We start from the raw sequence: 23686 nt of genomic DNA on the forward strand, positions 1-23686 counted from the left end.
TTTCTGTGATAAACTGTATTGCTTGTTTCTTGATAATATTCGGGTTTACTTGAATGTATCGGGCAGGTCGTTTTCGTAGAGGACGGTATCGCCGGCTTCGGCTACCTGGGCGAGCCGGGCCTGTGCCTCGGCAAAGGAGTCGGCCACGAAGAGTTTCTCCTCGGGGAATTTCTCCTCCTCCAGTCCGGCCAGAATGGCGTCGCGATTGTAGCGACCCACCACCATCACATAGTCGCAGGCGGTGGCGAGTTGGCGTCCCAGTGTGCGGTTGTATTCGACCTGCTTGTCGCCCAGTTCGATCATGCCCGGGGTGATGGCAATGCGCTTGCCCTGAGTCATGCGGCGCAGCACGTCGAGTGCCATGCGGGCACCGTCGGGGTTGGAGTTGAAGGCGTCGTCGATAATCGAGATTCCGCCGGGAGTCCGTTTCATGTTCAGGCGGTGTTCCACCTGCTCGATGCGGCTCACGCCATACTGTATCGATTGCACGGGCACTTGCAGGTGCCGGGCCACGATGACGGCGGCCATGAGGTTCGACAGGTTGCACTCGCCTATGAGCTTCGTGCTCAACTCGATGCGTTCGCCGCCGCCCACCACGGTGAATCGGGTAGCGTCGCTGTCGTAGCGGATATCCTCGATGTGATAGTCGGCGCCGGTATCGGCAATCGTGTAGCGCTTCACGGGCACGTTGTTGACGGGCCGGTTGGCGATGTAGGGGAAGTCGTTGTTGACCACGGCAAAGCCCGAGGCGGGCAGGGCATCGACCAGCTCGAATTTGGTGCGCTGCACATTCTCGATGCTCTTGAACGACTCGAGATGCTGTTCGCCCACGGCGGTGATGATACCTATCTGCGGATTCACCAGATCGCAAATCTCCTTGATGTCGCCAATCTGTTTGGCTCCCATCTCGCAGATGAACACGTTGTGGTAGGGTTTCATCTGCTCACGTATGGTGCGTATCACACCCATGGGGGTGTTGAAACTACCGGGAGTCATCAGTACGTTGTACCGTTCGCACAGGATGCGGTAGAGGTAGTGCTTGGTGCTGGTCTTGCCGTAGCTGCCGGTGATGCCGATGACGGTGAGCCCGGGCATCTGGGCCAATATCTGTTTGGCCTCGTTGTAATATTTGCGGTTAATCTGTTTCTCGACAGGCTGCATCAGCACGTTGGCCGCCATCATGAGGTAGGGGGCCAGAATAGCCAGGGCCAGCAGGGCCCGGCTACCGTTGTCGAGTTGGGTGATTGTGGCCGCCAGTCCGGCAATAATGAGGGTCAGCAGCAGTGCCGTGAGGTAAAGCCGTGTGGCCCGGCGGGTAAATACCAATGGCTTTTTGTACTTGGTCTTGAGTCGGTTCACGCTCTTGTAGAGGACGACCGTGATGGTAACAATCTGCACAAAGAGGGGCAGGAAATTGGTCGAGAGCAACAGGAGCAGAAACAGATCGACGAGTCGCGATACCGAGGCGAACGATTCGCTGCTCAACCAGCGGTTGTAGCGGTCGTTGCGGTAGGTATTCTGCTGCATCATCTGCAACTGAAATTTGATTTCGATTGCGGTGTAGAATAGCAGAGCGACGAAGGTGATGATAGAGAGTATCAGGTTCATGATTGCTGTTTTATATCGTCATGTAAGAAGTTTTGAACGACGGCGTTGAACTCGTAGGGCTTGTCGAGAAAGCTGTAATGGCCGGCGTCGTCGAAGGCCACAAGCCCGGCATCGGGGATGAGCCGTTCCATCGTGCGGGCATCGCGCAGGGGGGTGGCGGTATCGTTCTTGCCCCAGATGAGGAGCACCGGGCACTGGATGCGGGGCATCACCTCCTTGAGGTCTTCGTTGACCACTTTGACCAGAATATTGCGCATGGTGCCGGTGAGGGCGTTGTAGTCGGCCGAACCCGACTTGCGGCGGTAATTCTCGATAATTTCGCCGGCCCGTTTGCTCCCTGCGACGAGGGGCAGCAGCCGTTTCCACAGCTTGAACGAATAGACCTTCACATAGTATTTGAGCGGTCGGCGAGGTTTCACGCCGGCGGCATCGACCAGAATCACCTTGTGGGTGGCATTGCGCGAGGCGAAGAGTATCGATACCCGGCCGCCGAACGAGTGGCCTATGAGTATGGGGCGTTCTATCGCTTCGGCCTTGACAAAGGCCTCGAGCAGGCGGGTATATTCCTCCACCCCCCACACGGCAGGCGGGGTGCTGCTCCCGCCGAATCCCGGGAAATCGAGGTTATAGACCTTGAAGTGGGGAGCCAGCAGTCGCTCTATCGAAGCCACGGTGGTGTGGTTGCACCCCCATCCGTGCATGAGTATCACGGGATAGCCGTCGCCCTCGACGTTGTACTGCAACGTCACTCCACACAAATTTTTTGTTTGCAGCATTTTTTTGCGCTTGATAATTTTACCCGCAAAGATAAGTTATTTATAGCTATCGGCGTATAACATTCTTGGCAAATTATACCCGCTTTTCGGGGTAAAAGCCCTATATTTGTCATTCGTAGAACAGAGACAGGGGCAGGTTGTGGCCCGATGGAGCGCGCGGTTCGCAGGGCGCTCTGTGCCAGCCTGTCGCTGTAACGGTAAACTTCAAAAATGCGATGGATAGCATGGAATCTCCCCAAGAAAAAATAGCTCGGTTGCGCAAGGAGCTCGACGAGCACAACTATAACTACTATGTGTTGAATGCCCCGACAATCGACGACCGCACCTTCGACGAGATGATGCACGAGTTGCAGCAGCTCGAGGAGGCCTATCCTCAATACTTCGACCCCAACTCGCCCACACAGCGGGTGGGCAACGATATCAACCGGGCCTTCACACAGGTCGAGCATCGCTACCCCATGTTGTCGCTGGGCAATACCTATTCGATTGAAGAGGTAGCTGCCTTTTACGAGCGGGTACGCTCGGGGCTGATGGGCGAGGAGTTTGAACTGGTGGGCGAACTGAAGTTCGACGGTACCTCCATATCGCTCATCTATGAACACGGGCGCCTGGTACAGGCCGTGACCCGGGGCGACGGAACCCGGGGCGACGATGTGACCGAGAATGTGAAGACCATACGCAGCATACCCCTGCAGTTGCGGGGCGAGGGATACCCCGACTCGTTCGAGATAAGGGGCGAGATACTCATGCCCTGGGCCGTGTTCGAGGCTCTGAACAAGGAGCGCGAGGAGCAGGAAGAGCCCCTCTTTGCCAACCCCCGCAACGCGGCGGCCGGTACCCTCAAGTCGCAGAGCTCGGCCGTGGTGGCCGCTCGGGGACTCGACGCCTATCTCTACTATCTGCTGGGCGACAATCTGCCGGCCGATACCCACTACGAGAATTTGCAATATGCCCGCTCGTGGGGCTTCAAGGTCTCCGACGCCATGCGCATACTCCACTCGGTCGATGAGATGAAAGAGTATATCAATTACTGGGATGTCGAGCGCAAGCATCTGCCGGTGGCTACCGATGGCATGGTGTTCAAGGTCAACTCGTTGCGCCAGCAGAAAAATCTGGGCTACACGGCCAAGTCGCCCCGTTGGGCCATCGCCTACAAGTTCCAGGCCGAGCAGGCACTCACGCGGCTCAACTCGGTCTCGTTTCAAGTGGGGCGCACGGGCACGGTCACCCCGGTGGCCAACCTCGACCCGGTGTTGCTCTCGGGCACGATAGTCAAGCGGGCTACCCTGCACAACGAAGATATTATCAACGCCCTCGACCTGCACATAGGCGACATGGTCTATGTCGAGAAGGGGGGCGAAATCATACCCAAGATTACGGCCGTCGATACCTCGGCCCGCCTGCTGGTGGGCGAGAAGGTGCGCTTCATACGCAACTGTCCCGAGTGTGGCACGCCGCTGAAACGTATCGAGGGCGAGGCTGCCTGGTTTTGCCCCAACGAGAAGGGGTGTCCGCCGCAGATCAAAGGGCGTATCGAACACTACATCAGCCGCAGGGCGATGAATATCGACGGTATCGGCAGCGAGACCGTCAACCAGTTCTACAACGCCGGACTGGTGAAAGACGTGGCCGACCTCTACACCTTGCAGGCCTCGACGATAGCCGAGTTGGAGCACATGGGCGAACGCTCGGCCCAGAACATTGTCGATGCCGTGCGCCAGTCGTGCGAGGTGCCGTTCGAACGGGTGCTGTTTGCCCTGGGCATACGCTATGTGGGTGAGACCGTAGCCAAGAAACTGGCCATGGCCCTGCACTCGATCGACCGTCTGCGAGAGGCTTCGGTCGAGGAGCTCACCCAGATAGGCGACATCGGCGAGCGCATCGCCCAGAGTGTGGTGGCCTATTTTGCCGACGAAGACAACCTGCGGCTCATTGAACGGTTGCGGGGCTATGGCGTGCAGATGCAGATTACCGAGGAGCGCTTGGCCGATCGCACCGACAAACTGGCCGGTGCCACGATTGTGATAAGCGGTACCTTTACCCACCACTCGCGCGACGAGTACAAGGCTATGATCGAGCAGCACGGCGGGGTGAACACCGGTTCGGTTTCGAGCAAGACCACCTATATACTGGCCGGTGAGAACATGGGTCCGGCCAAACTCGAGAAGGCGCGCAAGCTGGGGGTGCGCATCCTGTCGGAAGATGAATTTTTGGAGATGATTCGATAAATAGATAGGCTTATGTGTTTTGCGTTTATTACCGAATGGCAAGTGAGGCGTAGGCTCAGACGGCCGATGCCCGAGAGCTTCTGTGCTTTCGACGACGCCCGCCGGCTGGTCTTGCTGGCGCAAGGGCGGGATATCCCTTCTCTGTTGCCGGTCATCGGCGAACTGACGGCCGCCGGTAAAAAGATAACCCTGGTTGTCGAGACCCGTCACAAAAACGAGATGCCGGTAGTGATACCGGGTTGCTATCCCATCTTGCAACTGCACACTTCGTGGTTGTGGAACCGTCCCACCCGGCAATTCCTCCAGAGCTTCGACAACAACGATGGCGAGGTGCTGCTCGATGTCTCGACCACCCGCTCTTTGGCCCTGCTTTGCCTGGCTATACATTCTCGGGCCGGGTTCAAGATGGGGATAGCCAAAAGAGAAGAAAACCCCTTCCAGTTGCAGATTATTATTCCCGAGCATCGCGCTGGCAGTGAGCCCGATGGAGCCGTGGCCACCTCGGGTAAAAGCCGTCCCGATGCAGGCGAATTGTTGAAGAATATGCTTTTTTATTGGAAGAAAATTGGTGTAAAAGAGAATAATCTGTAATTTTGGAAGCGAAAATAAATAGAGGGTAGAAATATGGCAAGAATCAATTTAAGTGGAATGGGAGTGGCACTTATCACGCCGTTTAAAGAAGACGAGAGCATCGACTTCGGGGCCCTTTCCCGACTGATTGAATATCTGATACAAAATGGCACCGATTATTTGGTAGTACTGGGTACGACGGCCGAGACTCCCACCTTGACCGAGGAGGAGAAGGCCGAAATCAAAAGTTTTGTCGTAGAGCGGGTAAAGGGTCGCATCCCCCTGGTCTTGGGGCTTGGTGGCAACAACACGCGTGGTATTGTCGAGCATCTGAAGCACGACGATTTCACGGGCTACGACGCCATCCTGTCGGTGGTTCCTTACTATAACAAACCTTCGCAAGAGGGCATATATCAACATTACAGCACCATCGCGCAAGCCTCGCGCCTGCCGGTCATCCTGTACAATGTGCCGGGACGTACCGGTGTAAACATGAGCGCCGAGACCACGCTGCGTCTGGCCAAGGAGTATCCCAACATCGTGGCTATCAAGGAGGCATCGGGCAACATCACCCAGATGGATGATATCATCAAGAACAAGCCGGCCGACTTCATGGTTATCTCGGGCGACGACGGCATCACTTTCCCGCTGCTCACGCTGGGGGCTGTCGGGGTCATCTCGGTAATCGGCAACGCTTTTCCCAAGGAGTTCAGCAAGATGGTACGCCTGGCACTCAACGGCGATTTCAAGAATGCCCTGCCCATACACCACCGCTTCACCGAACTCTTCAGCCTGCTCTTTGTCGATGGCAACCCCGCCGGTGTGAAATGTCTGCTCAACGCCATGGGCTACATCGAGAACAAACTGCGTCTGCCGCTCGTGCCTACGTGCATCACCACTTACGAAAAGATACGCGCCGTATTGCAAAGTCTGCACTACATTCCCTGACGCAGGGGCGGGGGCGAACAGCCCCGTTTTTCCCCGGCGATGGGGAGATGACAATGAATTTGTATTTCCTTTATATAGAAAGCGCAACCCACAGCGGGTTGCGCTTTTTTTGTGGAGGATTTCTCTATATGGAGATTCTTTATATAAACGAGTATTCAAGGAAGCAACGGGTGGTTTCCTTGCTCCATTGGCGTGAAGTTTATTAATGACATATAGTTCGCTATTGATCTAAACTTGCATTGAATATATACTAAATATATTGTTTTTGTAAAAATAAGAGTAGTGAATAATATTTATTTGTGCATTATTTGTGTAAATAGGCAATATTTTATATATTTGTAAATATTGAAATGCAAGATATATGAGTGCCGTGAATTCTGTTATTGAAGAGGAAATCCAGAAACGTATGGTGGTTGATAATCCTTGGTGGGAATTTGGAAGTATAGATGAGGATTTTATTCAACTCCCACGCCGAGCATATTTGGATGACTTTTATGAATTGGTGACAGACTTGTCTGTAAGACGAGCCGTTATATTGATGGGTCCACGACGTGTTGGAAAAACGGTTATGATCTATCACGCTATAGATCGATTGATTTCTTCGGGTGTTAATCCTAAGAAAATTATTTATGTATCGGTAGATACACCTATCTATAATAATATTTCTTTGGAAGATCTCTTCTCTCTTTCCAGAAAAGCTCTCAAGAATGAAGAAGATTATGCCGGATATTATGTGTTTTTCGATGAAATACAATATCTCAAGAACTGGGAAGTGCATTTAAAATCGATGGTCGATACATTCCGTTCATCTCGTTTTGTAGCCTCTGGTTCTGCTGCCGCTGCTTTGAAAATGAAAAGCATTGAGAGTGGGGCCGGTAGGTTTAGTGATTTCTTGTTACCCCCGTTAACATTTTATGAGTATATACAATTCAAGCAACTGGATTCACTGGTAGTGAAGAGTAGCAATGGCATATCTCCGTATGATACGATTAATATTGATGCTCTTAATAGGCATTTTATTGAATATATCAATTTTGGCGGTTATCCTGAGGTTGTTTTCTCGGAGACTATTCGTCGTAATCCCGGGCGATATATTAAAAACGATATTATCGATAAAGTCTTGTTGCGCGATCTCCCTAGCCTTTATGGAATATCAGATATTCAGGAACTTAATAAGTTGTTTGTGCACATAGCTTTTCGTTCCGGGAACGAATTTTCATACGAATCGCTTTCTACGGAGGCTGGTATTAGGAAAGAAACAATAAAAAAGTATCTCGAATATCTCGAGGCTGCTTTTTTGATAAAGGTCGTGAATCGTATAGATCAGAATGCAAAGCGTATGCAGCGTGTTACATCTTTCAAGATATATCTTACCAACCCTTCGTTGCGCAGTGCCTTGTTCACCCCGATAAGTGAAGGCGATGAGGTTATGGGGAGTATGGTGGAGACTACGGTCTTTTCTCAATGGATTCAAGGAGGAAAGACAGACTTCTTTTATGCGAATTGGGCGAAAGGTCGCCGCAAAGGTGAAGTGGATATTGTATGGGTGGATGTGGCAACGCAGAAAGCTATATCGGTTGCTGAAATAAAATGGACCGACCGTTTTGTTGAAAATCCTTCTGAATTAAAATCTCTTTACTCGTTTTTATCGTTGAACCCGACGGTAAAAAAGATCTTTGTGACATCGAAGACTCGTTTTGGAACATACGATATTTCAGAGGGAAAAATAATGTTTATACCTGTTGCCATCTATTCATATTGGATTTCAAACTTTCTTTATCACTCAAAACGAGTGGAAAATACATGATAAAATATCATATGTAATAATAAGCTCAAAAAAAAAGCTTATTGTTACATTTCTATATAAGCTATTGATTGTCATATAGTAATAGATGTAAAATAAGAATTTGATAGTGATTTTGATGCTTTCCTTGATTCTTAAGTTAAATCTTCTGTTATCGGTGGATTTGTTATTTTTCTAAGGCTTTGATTAATTCTGTTTTAATGACCTGTTACCTCTACGATTTCTCTCTTGGACCGATATCTTTGGATTTGTATCGGGGGAGTGGAATGATACACCACACTGTCGAAAATCCTCCGGTAAATACCTCCTTGTTTATTTGGGTCGCTGGTGGCGATTGGGTATTTTTGTAGAGAGAAAAACGAAGCGAGAAGATGAACCACCCCGAGAGAGAAGAAACGTATGCGTTTGACCCGTTGCGTCGCATCGGGGCCGTGGTGGTGCGTATCGACGAGTCGGGGTTGCGGGTACGTATCGACGAGCCGGACCTGCCGGCCGAGATGCGGGTACTCGTGCATCGGGTCGGGGTGAACGACGAGTTTGACGAGACACTGCGTCTGGTCGAGCCGGGGTCGCGGCTGAATCTGGTTGATGTGGCTGTGGTCGATGGCGCCTTGCTGCCGCACTACCTCATACTCGAGCCCGACTATCTGGTCGATGTGAGTGCTTTGGCCGAGTGTGTGCAGGAGTATGGGGCGGGGTGGCCGCGATACTTTTGGAACCGCATACGCCCCAAGGCAACGACCGCCTCGATACTGTTGGGTAACTCGGTGAACCTCATGTTTGACGAGTTGGTAACGGCCGACGATTGCCGGGTTGTCTCCTTCGAGTCGTTGATGCCCAAGCTGTTTGCCCGTTACCCGATTGAGTTTGCGGCTACTTCGTCGATCGACCGCTCGTTTTTCCAGACTTTGCGCCACCAGTTCGACACGTTGCAATACCTCATGGCCACGTTGCTCCCGGCCCATGCAATTGACCGCCGCCGGGCGATGGTCGAGCCCTCGTTTGTGTGCGAGGCGCTGGGGCTGCAGGGGCGTCTCGACTTCTTGCAGCGCGACGGCGGGGTGTGTGGCATCGAGTTGAAGGCGGGGCGTCCGCCTTTTCCCGAGGAGAATTGCACGAAGATTGCTCCTTCGCACCGGGTACAGTCGGTGCTGTATCAACTGATGATGCAGAGCGTGCTGGGAGTGCGTCTCGATGAGCAACGCTTCTATCTGCTTTATGCCCGCAGTCGCTATCCCGACGGACTGTTGCGACCGGTGAAGGCTACCCCCGGCGAGTTGCGCGCTATCCTGAACCTGCGCAACAAAATCGTGGCGGTGGAGCGCGATGTGGCCCGCTACGGCGCCGTGCAGGCCGAGTGGCTCACGAGTCAGTTGAGTGTCGAGAATCTCATTCCCCGGCCCAGCCGGTTTACCGAACATTATATCCGCCCCGAGATTCAGCAGGGGCGTGCCCGCCTCGAACGCCGTGCCGACAATCGGTTGGCTTTGAACTATTTCTATCGCTTCTATGCCTTTACAGCCCGTGAGCACTACCTGTCGAAGGTGGGTTATGCCTCGGGCTCGGGTATCTCGGGGGCGGCATCGCTGTGGCGTATGTCGCGCAGCGAGAAGGAGCGGGAGGGGTATATGTTCACTGGCTTGCGGCTGGTGCGCAACGATGCGGCGGCCGAGACTCCCGAGGTGGAGTTTGCCCTCTCGGGCGAACGGCTGTTGCCCGATTTCAGGGAGGGCGATATCGTGCTCTTCTACCGTTGCGACAGGGAGGCCGATCAGGTATCGACCTGCCAGATTTTCAGGGCTACGCTTGCCTCGCTTACCCCCGAACGCGTCGTGCTGCGCCTGCGCGACAGCCAACTTTTTGCCGAGGCATTGCCCCCCGATTCGCTCTATGCCATCGAGCACGACTATGTCGATTCTTCCTTTTCTACGCAATACAAGGGGCTCTATACCCTGTTGGGGGCTTCGCTGCACCGGCGGGGGCTGCTCACGGGAGACCCCGATGAGAGGCCGCAGAGCAACCCGCTGCGTCGGCCGACCTATACCTACGACAATGACCACCTGTTGCGCATCCTTACCAAGTCGGTGCAGGCCGATGACTACTTTCTGCTGGTGGGCCCACCGGGCACGGGAAAGACTTCGATGGCTCTGCGTCACATGGTGCGGGAGTTCATGGCGATTGACGATTGCCAGATTCTGCTGATGGCCTATACCAACCGGGCGGTGGACGAGATTTGCGACAAGCTCGACTCGATTGACGAGGTCGATGATTACATACGGGTGGGACAACCTCTCTCGTGCGATGCCGCTTATCGACCGCATCTGTTGGCCGAGCGCATGAAATCGTGCCGCAATCGCGAGGAGGTGTGTCGCGCTATCGGCGACTGTCGCATCTTCGTGGCTACCCTCTCGTCGCTGGCGGGCAAAACCGAACTCTTCAGTCTCAAACGCTTTGATGTGGCTATCATCGATGAGGCTTCGCAGATACTCGAGCCCCAACTCGTGGGGGTACTCTCGGCGACGACGCCTACCGGGCGCGATGCCATAGGCAAGTTCATCCTGATAGGCGATCACAAGCAGTTGCCCGCTATCGTGGTGGAGCCGCCCGAAGAGTCGGTCATTACCGACGGGCAGTTGCGGGCGGCCGGTTTCACCGATTGCAGGGTATCGCTCTTTGAGCGCCTCTACCGCTCGTTGCCCGAGGGGTCGCCTTTTGCCGACATGCTCGATTGCCAGTGGCGCATGCACCCCGATATTGCCACCTTTGCCAACCGTTATTTCTATCAGGGGGTGCTGCGCAACGGTACGGCTTCGCACCAGGTATCGCCCTTGCCGTTTGCGATTCGGGGCAACGACGAGTGGGAGCAGTTTGTGGCAACGCGGCGATTGGCCTTCCTGCCTACGACGATGGTTTGTGCCGGTAAGAAATACAACGACGAGGAGGCTCGCAAGGTGGCCGAGATGGTCAATGCCCTCTATCGGTTGTATGAACGCAACGGGCTTGAGTTCGGCAGGCAGTCGGTCGGCATCATCACCCCCTATCGGCATCAGATAGCCCGTATCCGCCAGGAGCTCGACCGGGCCCATAACCCGGCTTTCGAGGCGATACGCATCGATACGGTCGAGCGGTTCCAGGGATCGCAGAGCGACTGCATCATCTATTCGTTTTCGGTGAACGACGAGCAGCAGCTCGAGTGGTTGCCCAGCTATACCGAAGAGGCGGGGCAGCTCATCGACCGCAAACTGAATGTGGCACTCACCCGGGCCCGTTGTCAGTTGTTCGTGTTGGGCAATGAGCAACTGTTGTCCCGGAATCCCATATACCTGCAACTGGTCGAATATCTGAGAAATGCTCCCGATAAATAGAGGGTTAAAATAAGAAAGACCGATTGGGCTCGTGCCAACCGGTCTTTTTTGTATCGGGAAAGAATCAATCGTTCAACTCGTATTCTAATTGAGAGGATTGGCGCTCAGGCTCAGGGCTAACGTGCCTCCGGTATATGAGACAGAGACCGTTAATTGATATTCGGTCGTGGTTTTCTTATAGATGCCATACCCGTTTTCATCCACAAATCCGGCGGCTGTCAGTTTGTCGCAATAGTTGGTCTTAAGCGACTCTTCGCAGTTATAGTCCATGATGATGTATTGCAACATGCCCATCGTTTCGCTGTACCGGTGGTTCTCCAGCTCTCCGTCGTATGCCGGGAAATTGGCCAGAAACGGATATTTCTCTACCTCCGACGCCCAGGTCGTTTGGGACAATTGTCCCCCCAGTGTCGTATCGTCGTCTTTACTCTTGTCGTCGCAGCCGATTACTGCCAGCATCAGCAGCAGTAGGGGGCATAGCCATAAAATCTTTTTCATCATTGTTGGGGTAAATATGGTTGGTTAAAAACTTACGCCTATCGAGAGGGCCAAACCCGAGAGCATTTTTGACTTCAGTCGGTACTCCTGGTCGTCAAACGGTTTCAGCTTCTTGCCCAGGTAGCCGATGTTGGCAAATACATAGTTCTGGTATCCAAATTTGTAGGCTACCTCTACACCGGCACCGAAACCGTAGTTGATTCCGCTCAGGTCGGACCCGAAGTAGAGACCGCCCAACACCTTGGCATAGGGCACGAGATAGATAGGACCGCATTTGACAGGCAGCTGTCCACCGAGATTGAAGTCGATGTCGAATATGTTTTTGGGATACTCTCTCACGACTTCGGTCAAGTTTTCCCATTCAAGCTTCTCGGTATTGACTTTCAAGAGCGAGGCCGAGATTTCGTAGGTCATGAAGGTGAGAATGGTGCGCTTGAACGCTACGCTGTACGACAGGTCGAACGCATCGCTGTTGAACGGGGAAATGAGGCCCACGTATATCGAGGTGCCGAACCCGTAGCTCTTGGATATGCCGTTGGGCTCTATTTGGCTGGCTTTGACGTTTTCGGCATTGATCAACCGCCAGCGTCCTTGCTCCATAATCCATTGGGTCAAGATGGGTTTGTCGCCTACGGCATAGGTGACGTCGGCCGTTTCTCGGGTTGTATCGAGATTGCTTACCCCCGAGAAGGTATAGTTCTTTCCCGAGAACTGGCGGCAGATGATATCGGCCAGTCCTATGCGGATGCCGTCCAACGGATTGCCTTGCTCGAAGCATGACTTCATGGCGTCGGTTGCTGCATCGGAGGCTGCGATGACCAGGTCGTAGAATGTGTTGGCCGAGATGTTCGAGACATATCGATATGAAACAAAGGGCATGACTGCCTGATAGGACGACCGGGCTGCCTGGAGAAATGCATTGGCCTTGTTCTCTACTTCCGATTGGGTGAGCAGGACGCGGGAGTCGGCGGGATAGTTCTGCAGGAAATCGTCGATGGCACTCGTGGGTATGGCAAAGTTGGTATTCTCCCGGTCGGTTGCCTTCCAGGTATTGATGCCGATTACCGCAAATCCGGTGGCTGCCTGTTCGTCACGAATGAGCAGGGGGCCGCCCGAGCTGCCGGCATCGACTTGTGCCGTGTGTTGTATCAAGGGTAGATCCTTGCCTTGGGTAAGCGATTGGACGAGGGCATTGGCGTTCGACACGATGCCTTGTCCCAATTGCCACGAAGGTTTGTCGCCCAAGGCCGGGAATCCGGCCGTAAACACGGTCATACCGTCGGCAATGGGCTGGCGGGTTATGTCGAGTGTGGGGGCCTGGGCCTCTTGCGGGAGAGCGATGAAGGCGATGTCGAACTCGTCGTGTACCCCGATTACGGGACAGTCGGCAAATCGCTTGGTGCTGTTATCGGGCAGTGAAAATTCGATATTGACAGATTCGGCCTGTTCCACCACGTGACGGTTGGTGATGATGTATAGTCGGTTGTCGCGTTTGTCGCGGTAGGCAAATCCTGTACCGAACATGTTTTTTCCATAATTCTGGAGGTTGTCGGCAGCCGAATAGAATCCGTCGCTGCGGAGCGATTTGCTGAAATCGGCAAGGAAGGCCTGGGTTGTTTCACTGAGGTTGGGCCGTACGATGGCAACCGTCTCTCGAAGGTTTTGAGCCGAGGCTATGAAAATCGTAGTCAATGCCAAAAGAGTGAGAATCTGTTTTTTCATGATATGTGATGTTTCTGACCTTTTTGAAAGAGATATACAAAGATAGGAATTTACCGGATATAAAGGCCAATTTTATGGATGAATGTGCTTTTTATAATATTAAAGATGCTGTTGGAACCTGGAAATTATGGATGATAAAAAAACAAAATAGATTCAAGGCATGAAGCTGTCGGTGGGCTTGAGGTATAAAAATATCCGTTTGCGACTCATCCGAGGGGGATGGATGGCAAACGGATTGTATCTCTGAATCCGGGACCTTGCGGCGGTTATTTCGACTCTCGCTGTATGGTCATCTCGCACGCCTTGCAGTCAAAGTGCAGGGTGAGCCGTTCGCCTTTGTAGAGCAGGGTGAGCGGTTCGGGCAACTCCTTGCCGGCCGGTGTCTTTTTGCAGTATCCCAACATGTGGCGTATGCAGTGACGCGTGAACATGAGCGGTACCCCCTCGACCGGTCGGGTCTCGAAGGCGGGCTCTATGCGGGTGACGCCATGCTCGCGGTAGAACTGCTCGGCCAGGTGGTTCGATACGTTGCCCAGGTAGTTGAGGCTGCTCTGCGGATAGCGGGCACTCTTGTCTTCGGCTCGGCGACGTTCGGGACGATAGGCGATGCGGCGGGTCCGGTCGAGCCACTCGACAGCCCGTTGCCGCAGTTTCGACAAGGTCGAGGCGGGGATAAAGAGCTCTTCGTCGAGGTCGATATCGATGCGCGAGGCGGTATAGATGGAGGTACCCAGCTTGGCCAGTTGCTTCCGTTGCGTCTCCTTTTGGGGCGTTCGGGCCGGTTGGTGCGGGGTATCTTCGCGCACGGTTACCGAGAGGCCGCACTCGTCGGTGAGGGTAAGGGCAAAGCCGTCGGGCACGGCCTGAAGTCGCAGGGTTACCTCGATGCGGCGGTCGGCCGTGGGGCGTGACAACAGCTTTTCAAACTCATAGTCGAGGTTGCGGTAGAGTGTGGTGTGGGGCGTGATGCCGCTGCGAGATGCCGGGAAGATGCGGTTCCCCTCGGCCCGGTTTACCCGTACCCCTTCGAACTGGCCCCGCTCGTTGAAGAAACAGAGTCCGTCGCCGTTGTGCAGCGAGACGGTTCCGGCCACGACAAAAGAGTTGCGGTCGGTCTGTTTCACCTGCCCCACATATTCGCCCAGCGATTTGGGGGTGTCGGGCGAGGCGATGGGTACAGCGGTGCGCCCGTCGAGGAAGTAGTGGGTGAAGCCCCGGTTGAAACTCTTTTCGAGGCGGGGGGTAAAGTCGATGGTCGAGATGCCGGTCGAGGATCGCCGGTACTCGGGGCGTCGATTGAAGATGCGGTCGAGAGCCTGCCGATAGTAGGCGGTGCAGTTCTTGACATAGGCCATCTCCTTGAGTCGGCCCTCGATTTTCAGCGAGGAGACACCGGCGTCGAGCAGCTCTTCGAGGCGGTCGCTCTGGTTGAGGTCGCGCAGCGAGAGCAGGTGTTTGTCGCGGGCCACGATGTGTCCGCGGCCGTCGATGAGGGTGTAGGGCAACCGGCAGTACTGGGCACATTCACCTCGGTTGGCACTGCGTCCGCACATAGCCTGGCTCAGGTAGCACTGTCCGCTGTAGCTCACACACAGGGCTCCGTGCACGAAGACTTCGAGCGGCACCTGTGTGGTGGCGCTTATCGCCCGTATTTCGTCGAGCGAGAGTTCCCGGGCCAGGACCACTTGCGAGAATCCGCACCGCTCGAGAAACTGGACCTTTGCGGGGGTGCGGTTGTCGGTCTGAGTACTGGCGTGCAGGGCGATGGGCGGGATGTCGAGCCGGGTGATGCCCATGTCCTGAACGATGAGGGCATCGGCCCCTATGCGATACAGCTGGCCGATGAGACGCTCGGCCTCGGTCAACTCGTGATCGTGCAGCAGGGTGTTGAAGGTGATATAGATGCGGGCGTCGAAGCGGTGGGCAAAGTCGATAAGCCCGGCCAGGTCGTCGAGGCTGTTGCCGGCTGCGGCACGGGCCCCGAAACGGGGAGCCCCTATATAGACGGCATCGGCCCCGTGGAGGATGGCCTCTTTACCGATTTCGGCATTTTTGGCCGGGGCCAGCAGTTCTATGCAGCGAGAGTGAGTCATCGGATATCGTTCAGATTATAAGGAGTTTGTTGATATACAAAGTAGTTGAGCCAGTTGGTAAAGAGCAGGTTGGCGTGTCCCCGCCAGGTGACTACGGGGCGGTTGTCGGGGTTGTCGCCGGGGTAGTAGTTGCGGGGAATGGCTATGTCAATCCCTTTGGCTCGGTCGCGTCGGTACTCGATGTCGAGCGTGAGTGCCGAATATTCGGAGTGGCCCGTGATGAAAAACTCGCGGCCACCGCGGGCCATCACCATATATACGCCAGCCTCTTGCGATTCGGAGAGGATGGTGAGTTCGGGGTTCTTCTCGATGTCGCTGCGACGCACCTCGGAGTAGCGGCTGTGCGGCACCTCGAAGCGGTCGTCGAAGCCCCGGAATATGGGGTTCTTTTCGTCATACTTGTGGTGGGTGAATACCCCGAACAGCTTATGGGGCAGCGCATGCTTGGGAATGCCGTAGAAGTGGTAGAGCCCGGCCAGTGCCGCCCAACAGATGTAGAGGGTCGAGGTGACGTGGGTATGGGCCCAGTCGAAGATGTCGGTCAGTTCGTCCCAGTAATCGACCTCTTCGAAGTCGAGCTTCTCGACCGGAGCCCCGGTGATGATCATGCCGTCGTAGTTGTGGGTGCGTATCTCGCTGAATTCCTTGTAAAAGGTGTCGATATGTTCGACGGGGGTATTGTGCGAGATGTGCCCCGAGACGTTCATCAGGTCGAGCTCGATTTGCAACGGGGTGTTCGAGATGAGCCGCAGCAGGTCGGTCTCGGTGACAATCTTTAGCGGCATGAGGTTGAGAATGAGCAGTTTCAAGGGACGGATGTCTTGCGTCGAAGCACGCAAGTCGTCCATGACGAATATGTTTTCGGCTTTGAGAATCTCGACAGCCGGCAGCGATGACGGTATTTTTACAGGCATGGTTTCGTAGGATTTGATGTCATTGACTTCTGTCATGACAAAAGTATAAAAAAATGGTGGCACGATAAAATCTTTGGTAAAACGGCGATAAATAATTGATATTTATTTGGTTAATAGGTGTGTAGTGCCTCGAGTGTCAATCTCTGAAATATAAAATACATAAAAAAGCAACATATTTTTTTATGTTGTACAACATGTTTTTTGAGGAAATGGTATTATATTTGCCATGTAAAAAGAGAAAGAAAACAATCCGTTTTCCACAATGGGTGGAGAACAAAAAGGCTGAATTATGATGAAAGAACAAATGACAATTGAGATGCTTCGGTATCAGATAGCGAAGTATCGTGCCATGGGCAACGGTCCCATGTGCCAGGAGTTGACAGCCCTGTTGCAAAAAAAATTGGCAACGGCGGTTGCCTAACTTTGAGAGAAGGTTGAGGCCCCCTCTTTACAGTTGGAGCCCTTGAAATACGACGAGAGCGGAAATCCGATATTCGGTTTTCCGCTCTCGTTTTTTTGTATGCTGTTGTCGTGGCGCCGATTAGCAGGTGTAATCGACACAGGCGCGGTCGGCCTTGTGGCCGGCCAGCAGACCGGCGGCAGCCACGTGGGCCGGGTGTTTGGCATAGGTCTCCACGTCGGCCATGTTGTCAACCGTGGCGGTGAGCACTACATCCCAGCACTCGGCGGGATTTTCGTTGATACCCACTTCGATACTACGAAGCACGTCGATAACGGCGGGCAATTCGAGCAGAGCGTTTTTGAATCGTGTGGCCACCTCTTTGCGTTCCTCGGGTGTGCCGGTGAGTTTGAAAGTAACAATGTGTTTTACCATAACCGAATATCTTTTTTATAAGTTGTACAATCGTTCGCGGGCGGCCTGCACCTTCTCGTCGGTGATGTAGTCGTCGTAGTCCATCATCTTGTCGATGATGCCGCCGGGGGTGAGCTCGATGATGCGGTTGCAGACCGTTTGGATAAATTCGTGGTCGTGCGACGAGAGCAGCACGTTGCCCTTGAAGGTTTGCAGCGTGTTGTTGAAGGCCTGTATCGACTCCAGGTCGAGGTGGTTGGTGGGCGAGTCGAGTATTATGGTGTTGGCGTTCTTGAGCATCATGCGGGCAATCATGCAGCGCATCTTCTCACCTCCCGAGAGTACCGAAGCCTTCTTGAGCAACTCCTCGCCCGAGAAGAGCATACGCCCCAGGAACCCTTTGAGGTAGAGCTCGCTGGTATCTTCGGAGAACTGGGCCAGCCAGTCGATGAGGTTCATGTCGGTATTGAAAAACGAGCTGTTGTCGAGCGGCAGGTAGGCCGTGGTGATGGTCTGTCCCCACTCGTAGGTGCCGGCATCGGGTTTCATATTGCCGTTGATAATCTCGAAGAGGGCGGTCATGGCGCGGGGGTCGTGCGAGATGAAGGCCACCTTGTCGTCCTTCTCGATCGAGAAGTTCACATCCTTGAAGAGCAGCGTGCCCTCGATCGATTTTTCGAGGCCCTTCACCTCGAGAATCTTGTTGCCCGGTTCGCGCGAGGGGGTGAAGATGATGCCCGGGTAGCGGCGCGACGAGGGTTGAATCTCTTCGATGGTGAGTTTCTCGAGCATCTTCTTGCGGCTGGTCGTCTGTTTCGACTTGGCTACGTTGGCACTGAATCGCTGGATAAACTCGAGCAGCTCCTTGCGTTTCTCCTCGGCCTTCTTGTTCTGTTGCTGCTGTTGGCGCAGAGCCAGCTGGCTCGACTCGTACCAGAAGCTGTAGTTACCGGCAAAGAGTTGCACTTTGCCATAGTCGATATCGACCGTGTGGGTGCACACCGAGTCGAGGAAGTGACGGTCGTGCGATACCACGAGCACGGTGTTTTCGAAGTTGGCGAGGTAGTTCTCGAGCCACATCACCGTCTCGAGGTCGAGGTCGTTGGTAGGCTCGTCGAGCAGCAGGTTGTCGGGGTGGCCGAAGAGGGCCTTGGCCAGCAGCACACGCACCTTTTCCTTACCGCTCAGGTCCTTCATGAGCATGTAGTGCTTCTCTTCCTTGATGCCCAGGCCGCTGAGCAGGGTGGCGGCGTCGCTCTCGGCGTTCCAGCCTTCGAGCTCGGCAAACTTCTCTTCGAGTTCGGCGGCGCGTATGCCGTCGGCATCGCTGAAGTCGGGTTTGGCATAGAGGGCATCCTTCTCCTGCATGATGTCCCACAGCACGGTGTGTCCCATCAGCACGGTATTGATGACGGTAAACTCGTCGAAGGCAAAGTGGTCCTGACTCAAGACCGAGAGGCGCTCGCCCGGCCCCAGGGTGACGGTGCCGTGTGTGGGCTCGAGCTGGTTGCTCAAGATGCGCATGAGGGTTGATTTCCCGGCGCCGTTGGCTCCGATGATGCCGTAGCAGTTGCCCGGGGTGAACTTCAAATTAACGTCTTGGAAAAGAACTCTTTTACCAAATTGAATACCTAAATTGTTTACCGTAATCATTTTATACCTGTTATACCTTGTTTTTCAGGCCGCAAAGGTAGTGCTTTTTTTCGAGATATGAAATGTTCGGTTGGCGTGTAATTCTGTAAAGGTAAAGCGTGTAGTGGAACCGATGGGTCGAGATTGACCGCCCGGGGTTTGCGAAAGCGGGGGGAAAAGGCTACATTTGCAGCCAAAATGTGAGTGTTATGATGCGTATCGATATTATCACCGTATTGCCCGAACTGTTGCAAAGCCCCTTGAATTACTCCATTCTGAAGCGGGCGCAGGATAAGAAACTGGTCGAGATTGTGGTTCACAACCTGCGGGACTATTCGCTCGACAAGCACCGCAAGGTCGATGACTATCCCTTTGGTGGCGAGGCCGGTATGGTGATGCAGATCGAGCCGGTGGACCGGGCCATTACCCAGCTGAAGAGCGAGCGGGACTACGACGAGGTAATCTTCACTACCCCCGATGGCGAACAGTTTGACCAGCCCATGGCCAACACCCTTTCGATGGCGGGCAACCTCATTATTCTGTGCGGCCACTACAAGGGTATCGATTACCGCATACGCGAGCACTTCATCACCAAAGAGGTGTCGATAGGCGACTATGTGCTCACAGGTGGCGAGCTGGCGGCGGCCATCATGTGCGATGCCATCGTGCGGCTTATCCCCGGAGCCATCGGCGACGAGCAGTCGGCCCTCTCCGATTCGTTTCAGGACAATCTGCTGGCCCCGCCGGTCTATACGCGCCCGGCCGAGTACAAGGGTTGGCGTGTGCCCGACGTGTTGCTCTCGGGGCACCAGCGCAAAATCGACGAGTGGAAGCACGAGCAGTCGCTCGAGCGCACGCGCCGTCTGCGCCCCGACCTGCTAAAGTGAGAGGTCGCGGCTGTGTAGTTCGATTTCGGTAAATATCGTTGCCCGCGTCGTGTGCGAGAGTATGTAGGCGGCGGGTGTGGCTGCGGGTTCCTGGCGAGAGACCAGGCGGTGCAGCAGTTCCTTTTTGCGTTCCCCCACCAAGGCGATGAGAATTTCGCGGGAGGCGAGTATCACCTCGCCGGTCTGCGTCACCCGGTATTGTCCGGTCGCGGGATGTTGCGACACGGCATAGAGGTCGTCCGATTGCAGAAGCCCGGGGTCGTTGCCGAATATCGAGGCCACGTGTTCGTCTTCGCCTATACCCAGCAGGGTGCAGTCGAAACGGGGCACCCCGTTGCAGTCGGGCAGCCGCTCGGCTATGAGCCGGGCATAGCGTTCGGCTTCGTGCCCGGGAGGCTCTTCGCCCCGAATCCGGTAGATGCGGTCGGGCGATATCCCCACGGGTTTGAAGAACAGGCGTTCGGCCCAGTAGAAATTGCTCTCTTCGCTGTCGGGTGGTACACATCGCTCGTCCACCCAAAAAAAGTGTACGTTTTTCCAGCGTGCGGGCTCGTGGTAGCGGGTTCGCCACAACTCGAACAGCCGACGGGCCGTCTCGCCTCCCGAGAGGGCCAGGTAGAAGGGCTTTCGGGTGCGGGCGGCCACCGAGACGAGCAGTGCCTCGGTGAGGGCGATGAGCGACTTGGAGGCATCGGGGTAGAACTGTACGATGGTGGGGTTCATGAGTGGCGGGAATTACAGAGACAACAAACCGATTCGTTGAGCAGATAGGGTTGGGCGTGGATGCGGTCCACTACCTCGCGGGGCAGTTTGCTGCCTGCGGGATAGGTGATGAGTCCCTCGTCGCCGTCGCGTTCCCAACTCTCGAGCAGGGGGGCCAGGAAGTGCCAGCTCAACTCCAGGGCATCGCTGCGCGAATAGAGCAGGGCGTCACCCCGCATGGCATCGAGCAGGAGCCGCTCGTAGGCACCGGGCAGGCGGGTCTCGATGAGCGATTTGTAGAAGAAGTCCATACTCACCTGGCTCACCTCGAAGTTGGTCCCCGGCTGTTTCAGACCGAAGCGCAGACGTATGCTTTCGTCGGGTTGCAGGGTGATGACCAGCTGGTTGCACGAGTTGCCGCAACACTGTCCGGGGAAGAAGGTGCGGGGGGTGTTACGGAAGTGGATGACCACCTCCGATCGCTTCTCGGCCAGCCGTTTGCCGGTATAGATAAAGACAGGCACGCCGGCCCATCGCCAGTTGTCGATATAGAGCTTGAGGGCAACGAAGGTTTCGGTGGTCGATTGCGGGTCGATGTGTGGCTCGTCGCGGTAGCCGGGCACCTTTTGTCCGTCGATGGTGCCGGCCGAGTATTGCCCCCGCAGGGTGTTGCGGGCGATATCGTCGGGCGAGAGGGGCCGCAGCGAGCGGAATACCTTGCTTATCTCGTCGCGGATAGCCTCGGGCTCGAACGTGGCGGGTGGTTCCATGGCGATGAAGGCCATGATTTGTATCAGGTGGCTCTGCACCATGTCGCGCAGGGCACCGGCCGAGTCGTAGTATGAGCCGCGCTGTTCCACTCCCAGCGTTTCGGTGGCCGTGATTTCGATGTGGTCGATGTAGTTGCGGTTCCACAGCGGTTCCCATATGCTGTTGGCAAAACGCAGCACGAGGATGTTCTGTACCGTCTCTTTCCCCAGGAAGTGGTCGATGCGATAAATCTCCCGTTCGGGAAAGATGGAGCAGAGCAGATGGTCGAGCGCCCGGGCCTCGGCTTCGTTGCTGCCGTAGGGTTTCTCGATGATGATGCGCCGCCACCCCCGGGACGAGCTGTTTTGGTGTTGCTCCCGTATAAAGGCGGGTATCACCGGGTACATGATTGGCGGGGTGGCCAGGTAGAAGAGTATGTTGTCGTCGATGCCGGCAGCGTTGCGCAGTTGCTCGATTTCGGCGAAGAGAGGGCCGTAGGCCTCGCTGCGGGTGGTGTCGCACACGATGTAATAGACACAGCGCAGGAAATCGGTCAGATGCGGGTTGTCGGTGGCAGAGGTCTTGCCGCTTTGGAGCATCGACTCGTAGAGCGATTTGCGGAACTCCTCGGTATTTTGTCGGGTGCGGGCTACCCCCACGATGAGGAATTTCTCGGGCAGGAGTTTGCGCTCGAAAAGCGAGGGGATGAGTTTGCGGTGTGTCAGGTCGCCTGAGGCGCCGAAGATAACCAGTATCTGACTGTCGGGAATTTTGTTCATAGGGCTTTTTGCTTATTGTTCAGGAGCAGGTTGCGATGGATGGGGAGCGTTGGCCGGGTGATCCCAGTCGGTGTGAAAGAGTACCCCCTCGGGGGCGTCGGTACGTTCGTAGAGATGGGCGCCGAAGTAGTCGCGTTGGGCCTGGATGAGGTTGGCGGGCGATTGGGCACACCGCCAGCTGTCGAAGGCGGTGAGTGCGGCGGCCAGAGCCGGGACGGCGACTCCGGACCTCAGGGCGGCGCCCGTCACTTTGCGCCAGGAGGGCAGGCAGAGGCTTATCTTCTCGCGGAAGTAGGGAGTGAAGAGCAGCGGTTCGTATGACCCGGTTTGCCGATATACGGTGGCAATCTCGCGGAGGAAACGCGACCGGATGATACACCCTTTGCGCCAGATGGTCGCCAGGGTCGAGAGGTCGAGGTGCCAGTCGTTCAGGCGGGAGATCTGGTAGAGCAGGTCGAAGCCTTGGGCATAGGCCATGATCTTGGCGGCGTAGAGGGCGTGGTGCAGCTCGTCGGTATCGAGTTCGTCGATGGGCGAGAGGTCGGCATTGGGGTAGAGTCGGTGCATGCGGGCACGCTCCTGTTCGCGGGCCGAGAGAAACCGGGCAAAGACCGCCTGGGTGGTGACCTCCAGCGGAGTGGCACTGTCGAGTGCCGCCTCGACACTCCATTTGCCGGTGCCTTTTTGCCGGGCCCGGTCGGCGATACGGTCGAGCAGGTATTGGCCGTCGCTGTCGCGATAGCGCAGGATGATGGGGGTGATTCCCGTGAGATAGCTCTCCAGTACCCCCTGGTTCCAGACCTCGAAGGTGTGGGCCATCGCCTCGTGGTCGTTGTGCAGCTTGATTTTCAGCAGCGAGTAAATCTCGGCAATGAGTTGCATGTCGCCATATTCGATGCCGTTGTGTATGGTCTTGACCAGGTGTCCCGAGCTGTCGGGGCCTATCCAGGCACAGCAGGGGGTGCCGTCGTCGAGATGGGCCGCAATGGCTTGCAACATCGGCAATATGGTCCCGGCCACTGCTTCGTCGCCGCTCGGCATGATCGAGGGTCCGTGCAGAGCCCCCTCTTCGCCGCCCGAGATGCCGCAGCCCACCAGGTAGATGCCCGCTTCGCGCAAAGCCTTTTGCCGTCGCCGGGTGTCGAGGTAGTGCGAGTTGCCGCCGTCGATGACTATGTCGCCCTTTTCCAGGAGAGGCTGCAAGGCTGCAAGGGTCTCATCGACGGGTTCGCCGGCTCGTATCATCAGCAAGATTTTTCGAGGTCTCTCGAGCGAATCGACCAGCTCTTGCAACGAGTAGGTGGGGCAGAAGGCCTTTCCCTCGTCCTGGCTTGCGAGAAAGCGATCGACCGCTTGCGGGGTGTGAGGGTGTAGCCGGTTGTAGAGCGAAACCCGGTATCCTTTGGCCTCGAGATTGATGGCCAGGTTCTCGCCCATGACGGCGAGTCCCACGAGGCCGATATCCGATTTTTTCATAGCTGTCGTGTCGTTAAAACTATTGTCTATTAAACACTTCTCGAAATTTTTTGTTCAAGATAGAGACCCTCGTATTTTGTAGTCTCGATGACAGGGGGGATTGTTGTTCTCAATCTTTTT

The 23686-nt window shown here is 55.2% G+C and carries 18 protein-coding genes; 7 read left to right on the top strand and 11 right to left on the bottom strand.

Annotation, left to right across the window (positions count from 1 at the left end):
* Window positions 1-45: 45 nt before the first annotated feature.
* Together murF and B5G10_RS04720 are read right to left on the bottom strand one after the other, a co-directional pair.
* Entirely contained in the window at window positions 46-1608 is a 1563-nt protein-coding gene (gene murF, locus B5G10_RS04715) for a UDP-N-acetylmuramoyl-tripeptide--D-alanyl-D-alanine ligase (protein WP_087423585.1), read from the bottom strand.
* Window positions 1605-2384 carry an alpha/beta hydrolase gene (locus B5G10_RS04720; RefSeq protein WP_087423586.1) on the bottom strand — a complete coding sequence of 260 codons (780 nt, stop codon included), beginning with the start codon at window positions 2382-2384 and terminating at the stop codon, window positions 1605-1607. Before B5G10_RS04720 ends, murF begins: the two co-directional genes overlap by 4 nt.
* A 224-nt stretch (window positions 2385-2608) precedes the next feature.
* Here B5G10_RS04720 and ligA point away from each other — a divergent pair, with 224 nt between their 5' ends.
* The 5 genes from ligA (at window position 2609) to B5G10_RS04745 (ending at window position 11299) form a co-directional block, all read left to right on the top strand.
* Window positions 2609-4612, top strand: a complete 2004-nt coding sequence (ligA, locus tag B5G10_RS04725; RefSeq protein ID WP_087423587.1) for an NAD-dependent DNA ligase LigA — start codon at window positions 2609-2611, stop codon at window positions 4610-4612.
* 12 nt (window positions 4613-4624) lie between these two features.
* Window positions 4625-5203: a hypothetical protein gene (locus B5G10_RS04730; RefSeq protein ID WP_143241065.1), complete on the top strand. Its 579-nt coding sequence runs from the start codon at window positions 4625-4627 to the stop codon at window positions 5201-5203.
* A 33-nt stretch (window positions 5204-5236) separates the two neighbouring features.
* Window positions 5237-6130 carry a 4-hydroxy-tetrahydrodipicolinate synthase gene (gene dapA, locus B5G10_RS04735; RefSeq protein WP_087423589.1) on the top strand — a complete coding sequence of 298 codons (894 nt, stop codon included), beginning with the start codon at window positions 5237-5239 and terminating at the stop codon, window positions 6128-6130.
* Between the two features lie 361 nt (window positions 6131-6491).
* A complete protein-coding gene (locus B5G10_RS04740) occupies window positions 6492-7937 on the top strand; it encodes an ATP-binding protein (RefSeq protein ID WP_241147711.1) in 1446 nt (481 codons plus the stop codon).
* Between the two features lie 368 nt (window positions 7938-8305).
* Window positions 8306-11299, top strand: a complete 2994-nt coding sequence (locus B5G10_RS04745; RefSeq protein WP_087423590.1) for an AAA domain-containing protein — start codon at window positions 8306-8308, stop codon at window positions 11297-11299.
* Between the two features lie 84 nt (window positions 11300-11383).
* Here the strand turns inward: B5G10_RS04745 and B5G10_RS04750 are convergent, their stop codons facing one another.
* The 4 genes from B5G10_RS04750 to metA form a co-directional block, all read right to left on the bottom strand.
* Complete coding sequence (locus B5G10_RS04750) at window positions 11384-11797, bottom strand: hypothetical protein (protein ID WP_143241066.1); 414 nt, start codon at window positions 11795-11797, stop codon at window positions 11384-11386.
* A 24-nt stretch (window positions 11798-11821) separates the two neighbouring features.
* Window positions 11822-13519 (bottom strand): serine protease, encoded by a 1698-nt coding sequence (locus B5G10_RS04755; protein ID WP_087423592.1) that lies wholly within the window; start codon window positions 13517-13519, stop codon window positions 11822-11824.
* A gap of 266 nt (window positions 13520-13785) precedes the next feature.
* Entirely contained in the window at window positions 13786-15612 is a 1827-nt protein-coding gene (locus B5G10_RS04760) for a U32 family peptidase (RefSeq protein WP_087423593.1), read from the bottom strand.
* Window positions 15609-16526 (bottom strand): homoserine O-succinyltransferase, encoded by a 918-nt coding sequence (metA, locus tag B5G10_RS04765; RefSeq protein WP_087423644.1) that lies wholly within the window; start codon window positions 16524-16526, stop codon window positions 15609-15611. Before metA ends, B5G10_RS04760 begins: the two co-directional genes overlap by 4 nt.
* Window positions 16527-16815: 289 nt before the next feature.
* On the opposite strand from metA, the gene B5G10_RS12900 reads away from it, so the two are divergent.
* On the top strand, window positions 16816-16947 hold the full coding sequence (locus tag B5G10_RS12900; RefSeq protein WP_255375260.1) for a hypothetical protein: 132 nt from the start codon (window positions 16816-16818) through the stop codon (window positions 16945-16947).
* A gap of 120 nt (window positions 16948-17067) precedes the next feature.
* On the opposite strand, the gene B5G10_RS04770 is transcribed toward B5G10_RS12900, so the two are convergent.
* Both B5G10_RS04770 and B5G10_RS04775 read right to left on the bottom strand, forming a co-directional pair.
* The gene (locus tag B5G10_RS04770) at window positions 17068-17361 is read right to left on the bottom strand and encodes a Dabb family protein (protein ID WP_087423594.1); all 294 of its coding nucleotides are present in this window, start codon (window positions 17359-17361) and stop codon (window positions 17068-17070) included.
* 15 nt (window positions 17362-17376) lie between these two features.
* Window positions 17377-18993 carry an ATP-binding cassette domain-containing protein gene (locus B5G10_RS04775; protein WP_087423595.1) on the bottom strand — a complete coding sequence of 539 codons (1617 nt, stop codon included), beginning with the start codon at window positions 18991-18993 and terminating at the stop codon, window positions 17377-17379.
* Window positions 18994-19184: 191 nt separating this feature from the next.
* Here B5G10_RS04775 and trmD point away from each other — a divergent pair, with 191 nt between their 5' ends.
* Window positions 19185-19859, top strand: a complete 675-nt coding sequence (gene trmD / locus B5G10_RS04780; RefSeq protein WP_087423645.1) for a tRNA (guanosine(37)-N1)-methyltransferase TrmD — start codon at window positions 19185-19187, stop codon at window positions 19857-19859.
* On the opposite strand, the gene pgl is transcribed toward trmD, so the two are convergent.
* The 3 genes from pgl to gnd are packed head-to-tail and all read right to left on the bottom strand — an operon-like array spanning window position 19851 to window position 23566.
* Entirely contained in the window at window positions 19851-20582 is a 732-nt protein-coding gene (pgl, locus tag B5G10_RS04785; RefSeq protein WP_087423596.1) for a 6-phosphogluconolactonase, read from the bottom strand. The genes trmD and pgl overlap by 9 nt on opposite strands.
* Entirely contained in the window at window positions 20579-22090 is a 1512-nt protein-coding gene (zwf, locus tag B5G10_RS04790; RefSeq protein ID WP_087423597.1) for a glucose-6-phosphate dehydrogenase, read from the bottom strand. The genes pgl and zwf overlap by 4 nt, the downstream gene beginning before the upstream one ends.
* Window positions 22091-22102: 12 nt before the next feature.
* Window positions 22103-23566, bottom strand: coding sequence for a decarboxylating NADP(+)-dependent phosphogluconate dehydrogenase (gene gnd, locus B5G10_RS04795; protein WP_087423598.1), 1464 nt, complete (start codon window positions 23564-23566; stop codon window positions 22103-22105).
* Window positions 23567-23686: the final 120 nt, after the last annotated feature.

This window comes from Barnesiella sp. An55, from assembly GCF_002161555.1.
GTDB lineage: Bacteria > Bacteroidota > Bacteroidia > Bacteroidales > Barnesiellaceae > Barnesiella > Barnesiella merdipullorum.

Coding starts and splice junctions, on each gene's coding strand:
- murF (WP_087423585.1), bottom strand. CDS start 1,608: ATGAACCTGATACTCTCTATCATCACCTTCGTCGCTCTGCTATTCTAC.
- B5G10_RS04720 (WP_087423586.1), bottom strand. CDS start 2,384: ATGCTGCAAACAAAAAATTTGTGTGGAGTGACGTTGCAGTACAACGTC.
- ligA (WP_087423587.1), top strand. CDS start 2,609: ATGGAATCTCCCCAAGAAAAAATAGCTCGGTTGCGCAAGGAGCTCGAC.
- B5G10_RS04730 (WP_143241065.1), top strand. CDS start 4,625: ATGTGTTTTGCGTTTATTACCGAATGGCAAGTGAGGCGTAGGCTCAGA.
- dapA (WP_087423589.1), top strand. CDS start 5,237: ATGGCAAGAATCAATTTAAGTGGAATGGGAGTGGCACTTATCACGCCG.
- B5G10_RS04740 (WP_241147711.1), top strand. CDS start 6,492: ATGAGTGCCGTGAATTCTGTTATTGAAGAGGAAATCCAGAAACGTATG.
- B5G10_RS04745 (WP_087423590.1), top strand. CDS start 8,306: ATGAACCACCCCGAGAGAGAAGAAACGTATGCGTTTGACCCGTTGCGT.
- B5G10_RS04750 (WP_143241066.1), bottom strand. CDS start 11,797: ATGAAAAAGATTTTATGGCTATGCCCCCTACTGCTGCTGATGCTGGCA.
- B5G10_RS04755 (WP_087423592.1), bottom strand. CDS start 13,519: ATGAAAAAACAGATTCTCACTCTTTTGGCATTGACTACGATTTTCATA.
- B5G10_RS04760 (WP_087423593.1), bottom strand. CDS start 15,612: ATGACTCACTCTCGCTGCATAGAACTGCTGGCCCCGGCCAAAAATGCC.
- metA (WP_087423644.1), bottom strand. CDS start 16,526: ATGCCTGTAAAAATACCGTCATCGCTGCCGGCTGTCGAGATTCTCAAA.
- B5G10_RS12900 (WP_255375260.1), top strand. CDS start 16,816: ATGATGAAAGAACAAATGACAATTGAGATGCTTCGGTATCAGATAGCG.
- B5G10_RS04770 (WP_087423594.1), bottom strand. CDS start 17,361: ATGGTAAAACACATTGTTACTTTCAAACTCACCGGCACACCCGAGGAA.
- B5G10_RS04775 (WP_087423595.1), bottom strand. CDS start 18,993: ATGATTACGGTAAACAATTTAGGTATTCAATTTGGTAAAAGAGTTCTT.
- trmD (WP_087423645.1), top strand. CDS start 19,185: ATGCGTATCGATATTATCACCGTATTGCCCGAACTGTTGCAAAGCCCC.
- pgl (WP_087423596.1), bottom strand. CDS start 20,582: ATGAACCCCACCATCGTACAGTTCTACCCCGATGCCTCCAAGTCGCTC.
- zwf (WP_087423597.1), bottom strand. CDS start 22,090: ATGAACAAAATTCCCGACAGTCAGATACTGGTTATCTTCGGCGCCTCA.
- gnd (WP_087423598.1), bottom strand. CDS start 23,566: ATGAAAAAATCGGATATCGGCCTCGTGGGACTCGCCGTCATGGGCGAG.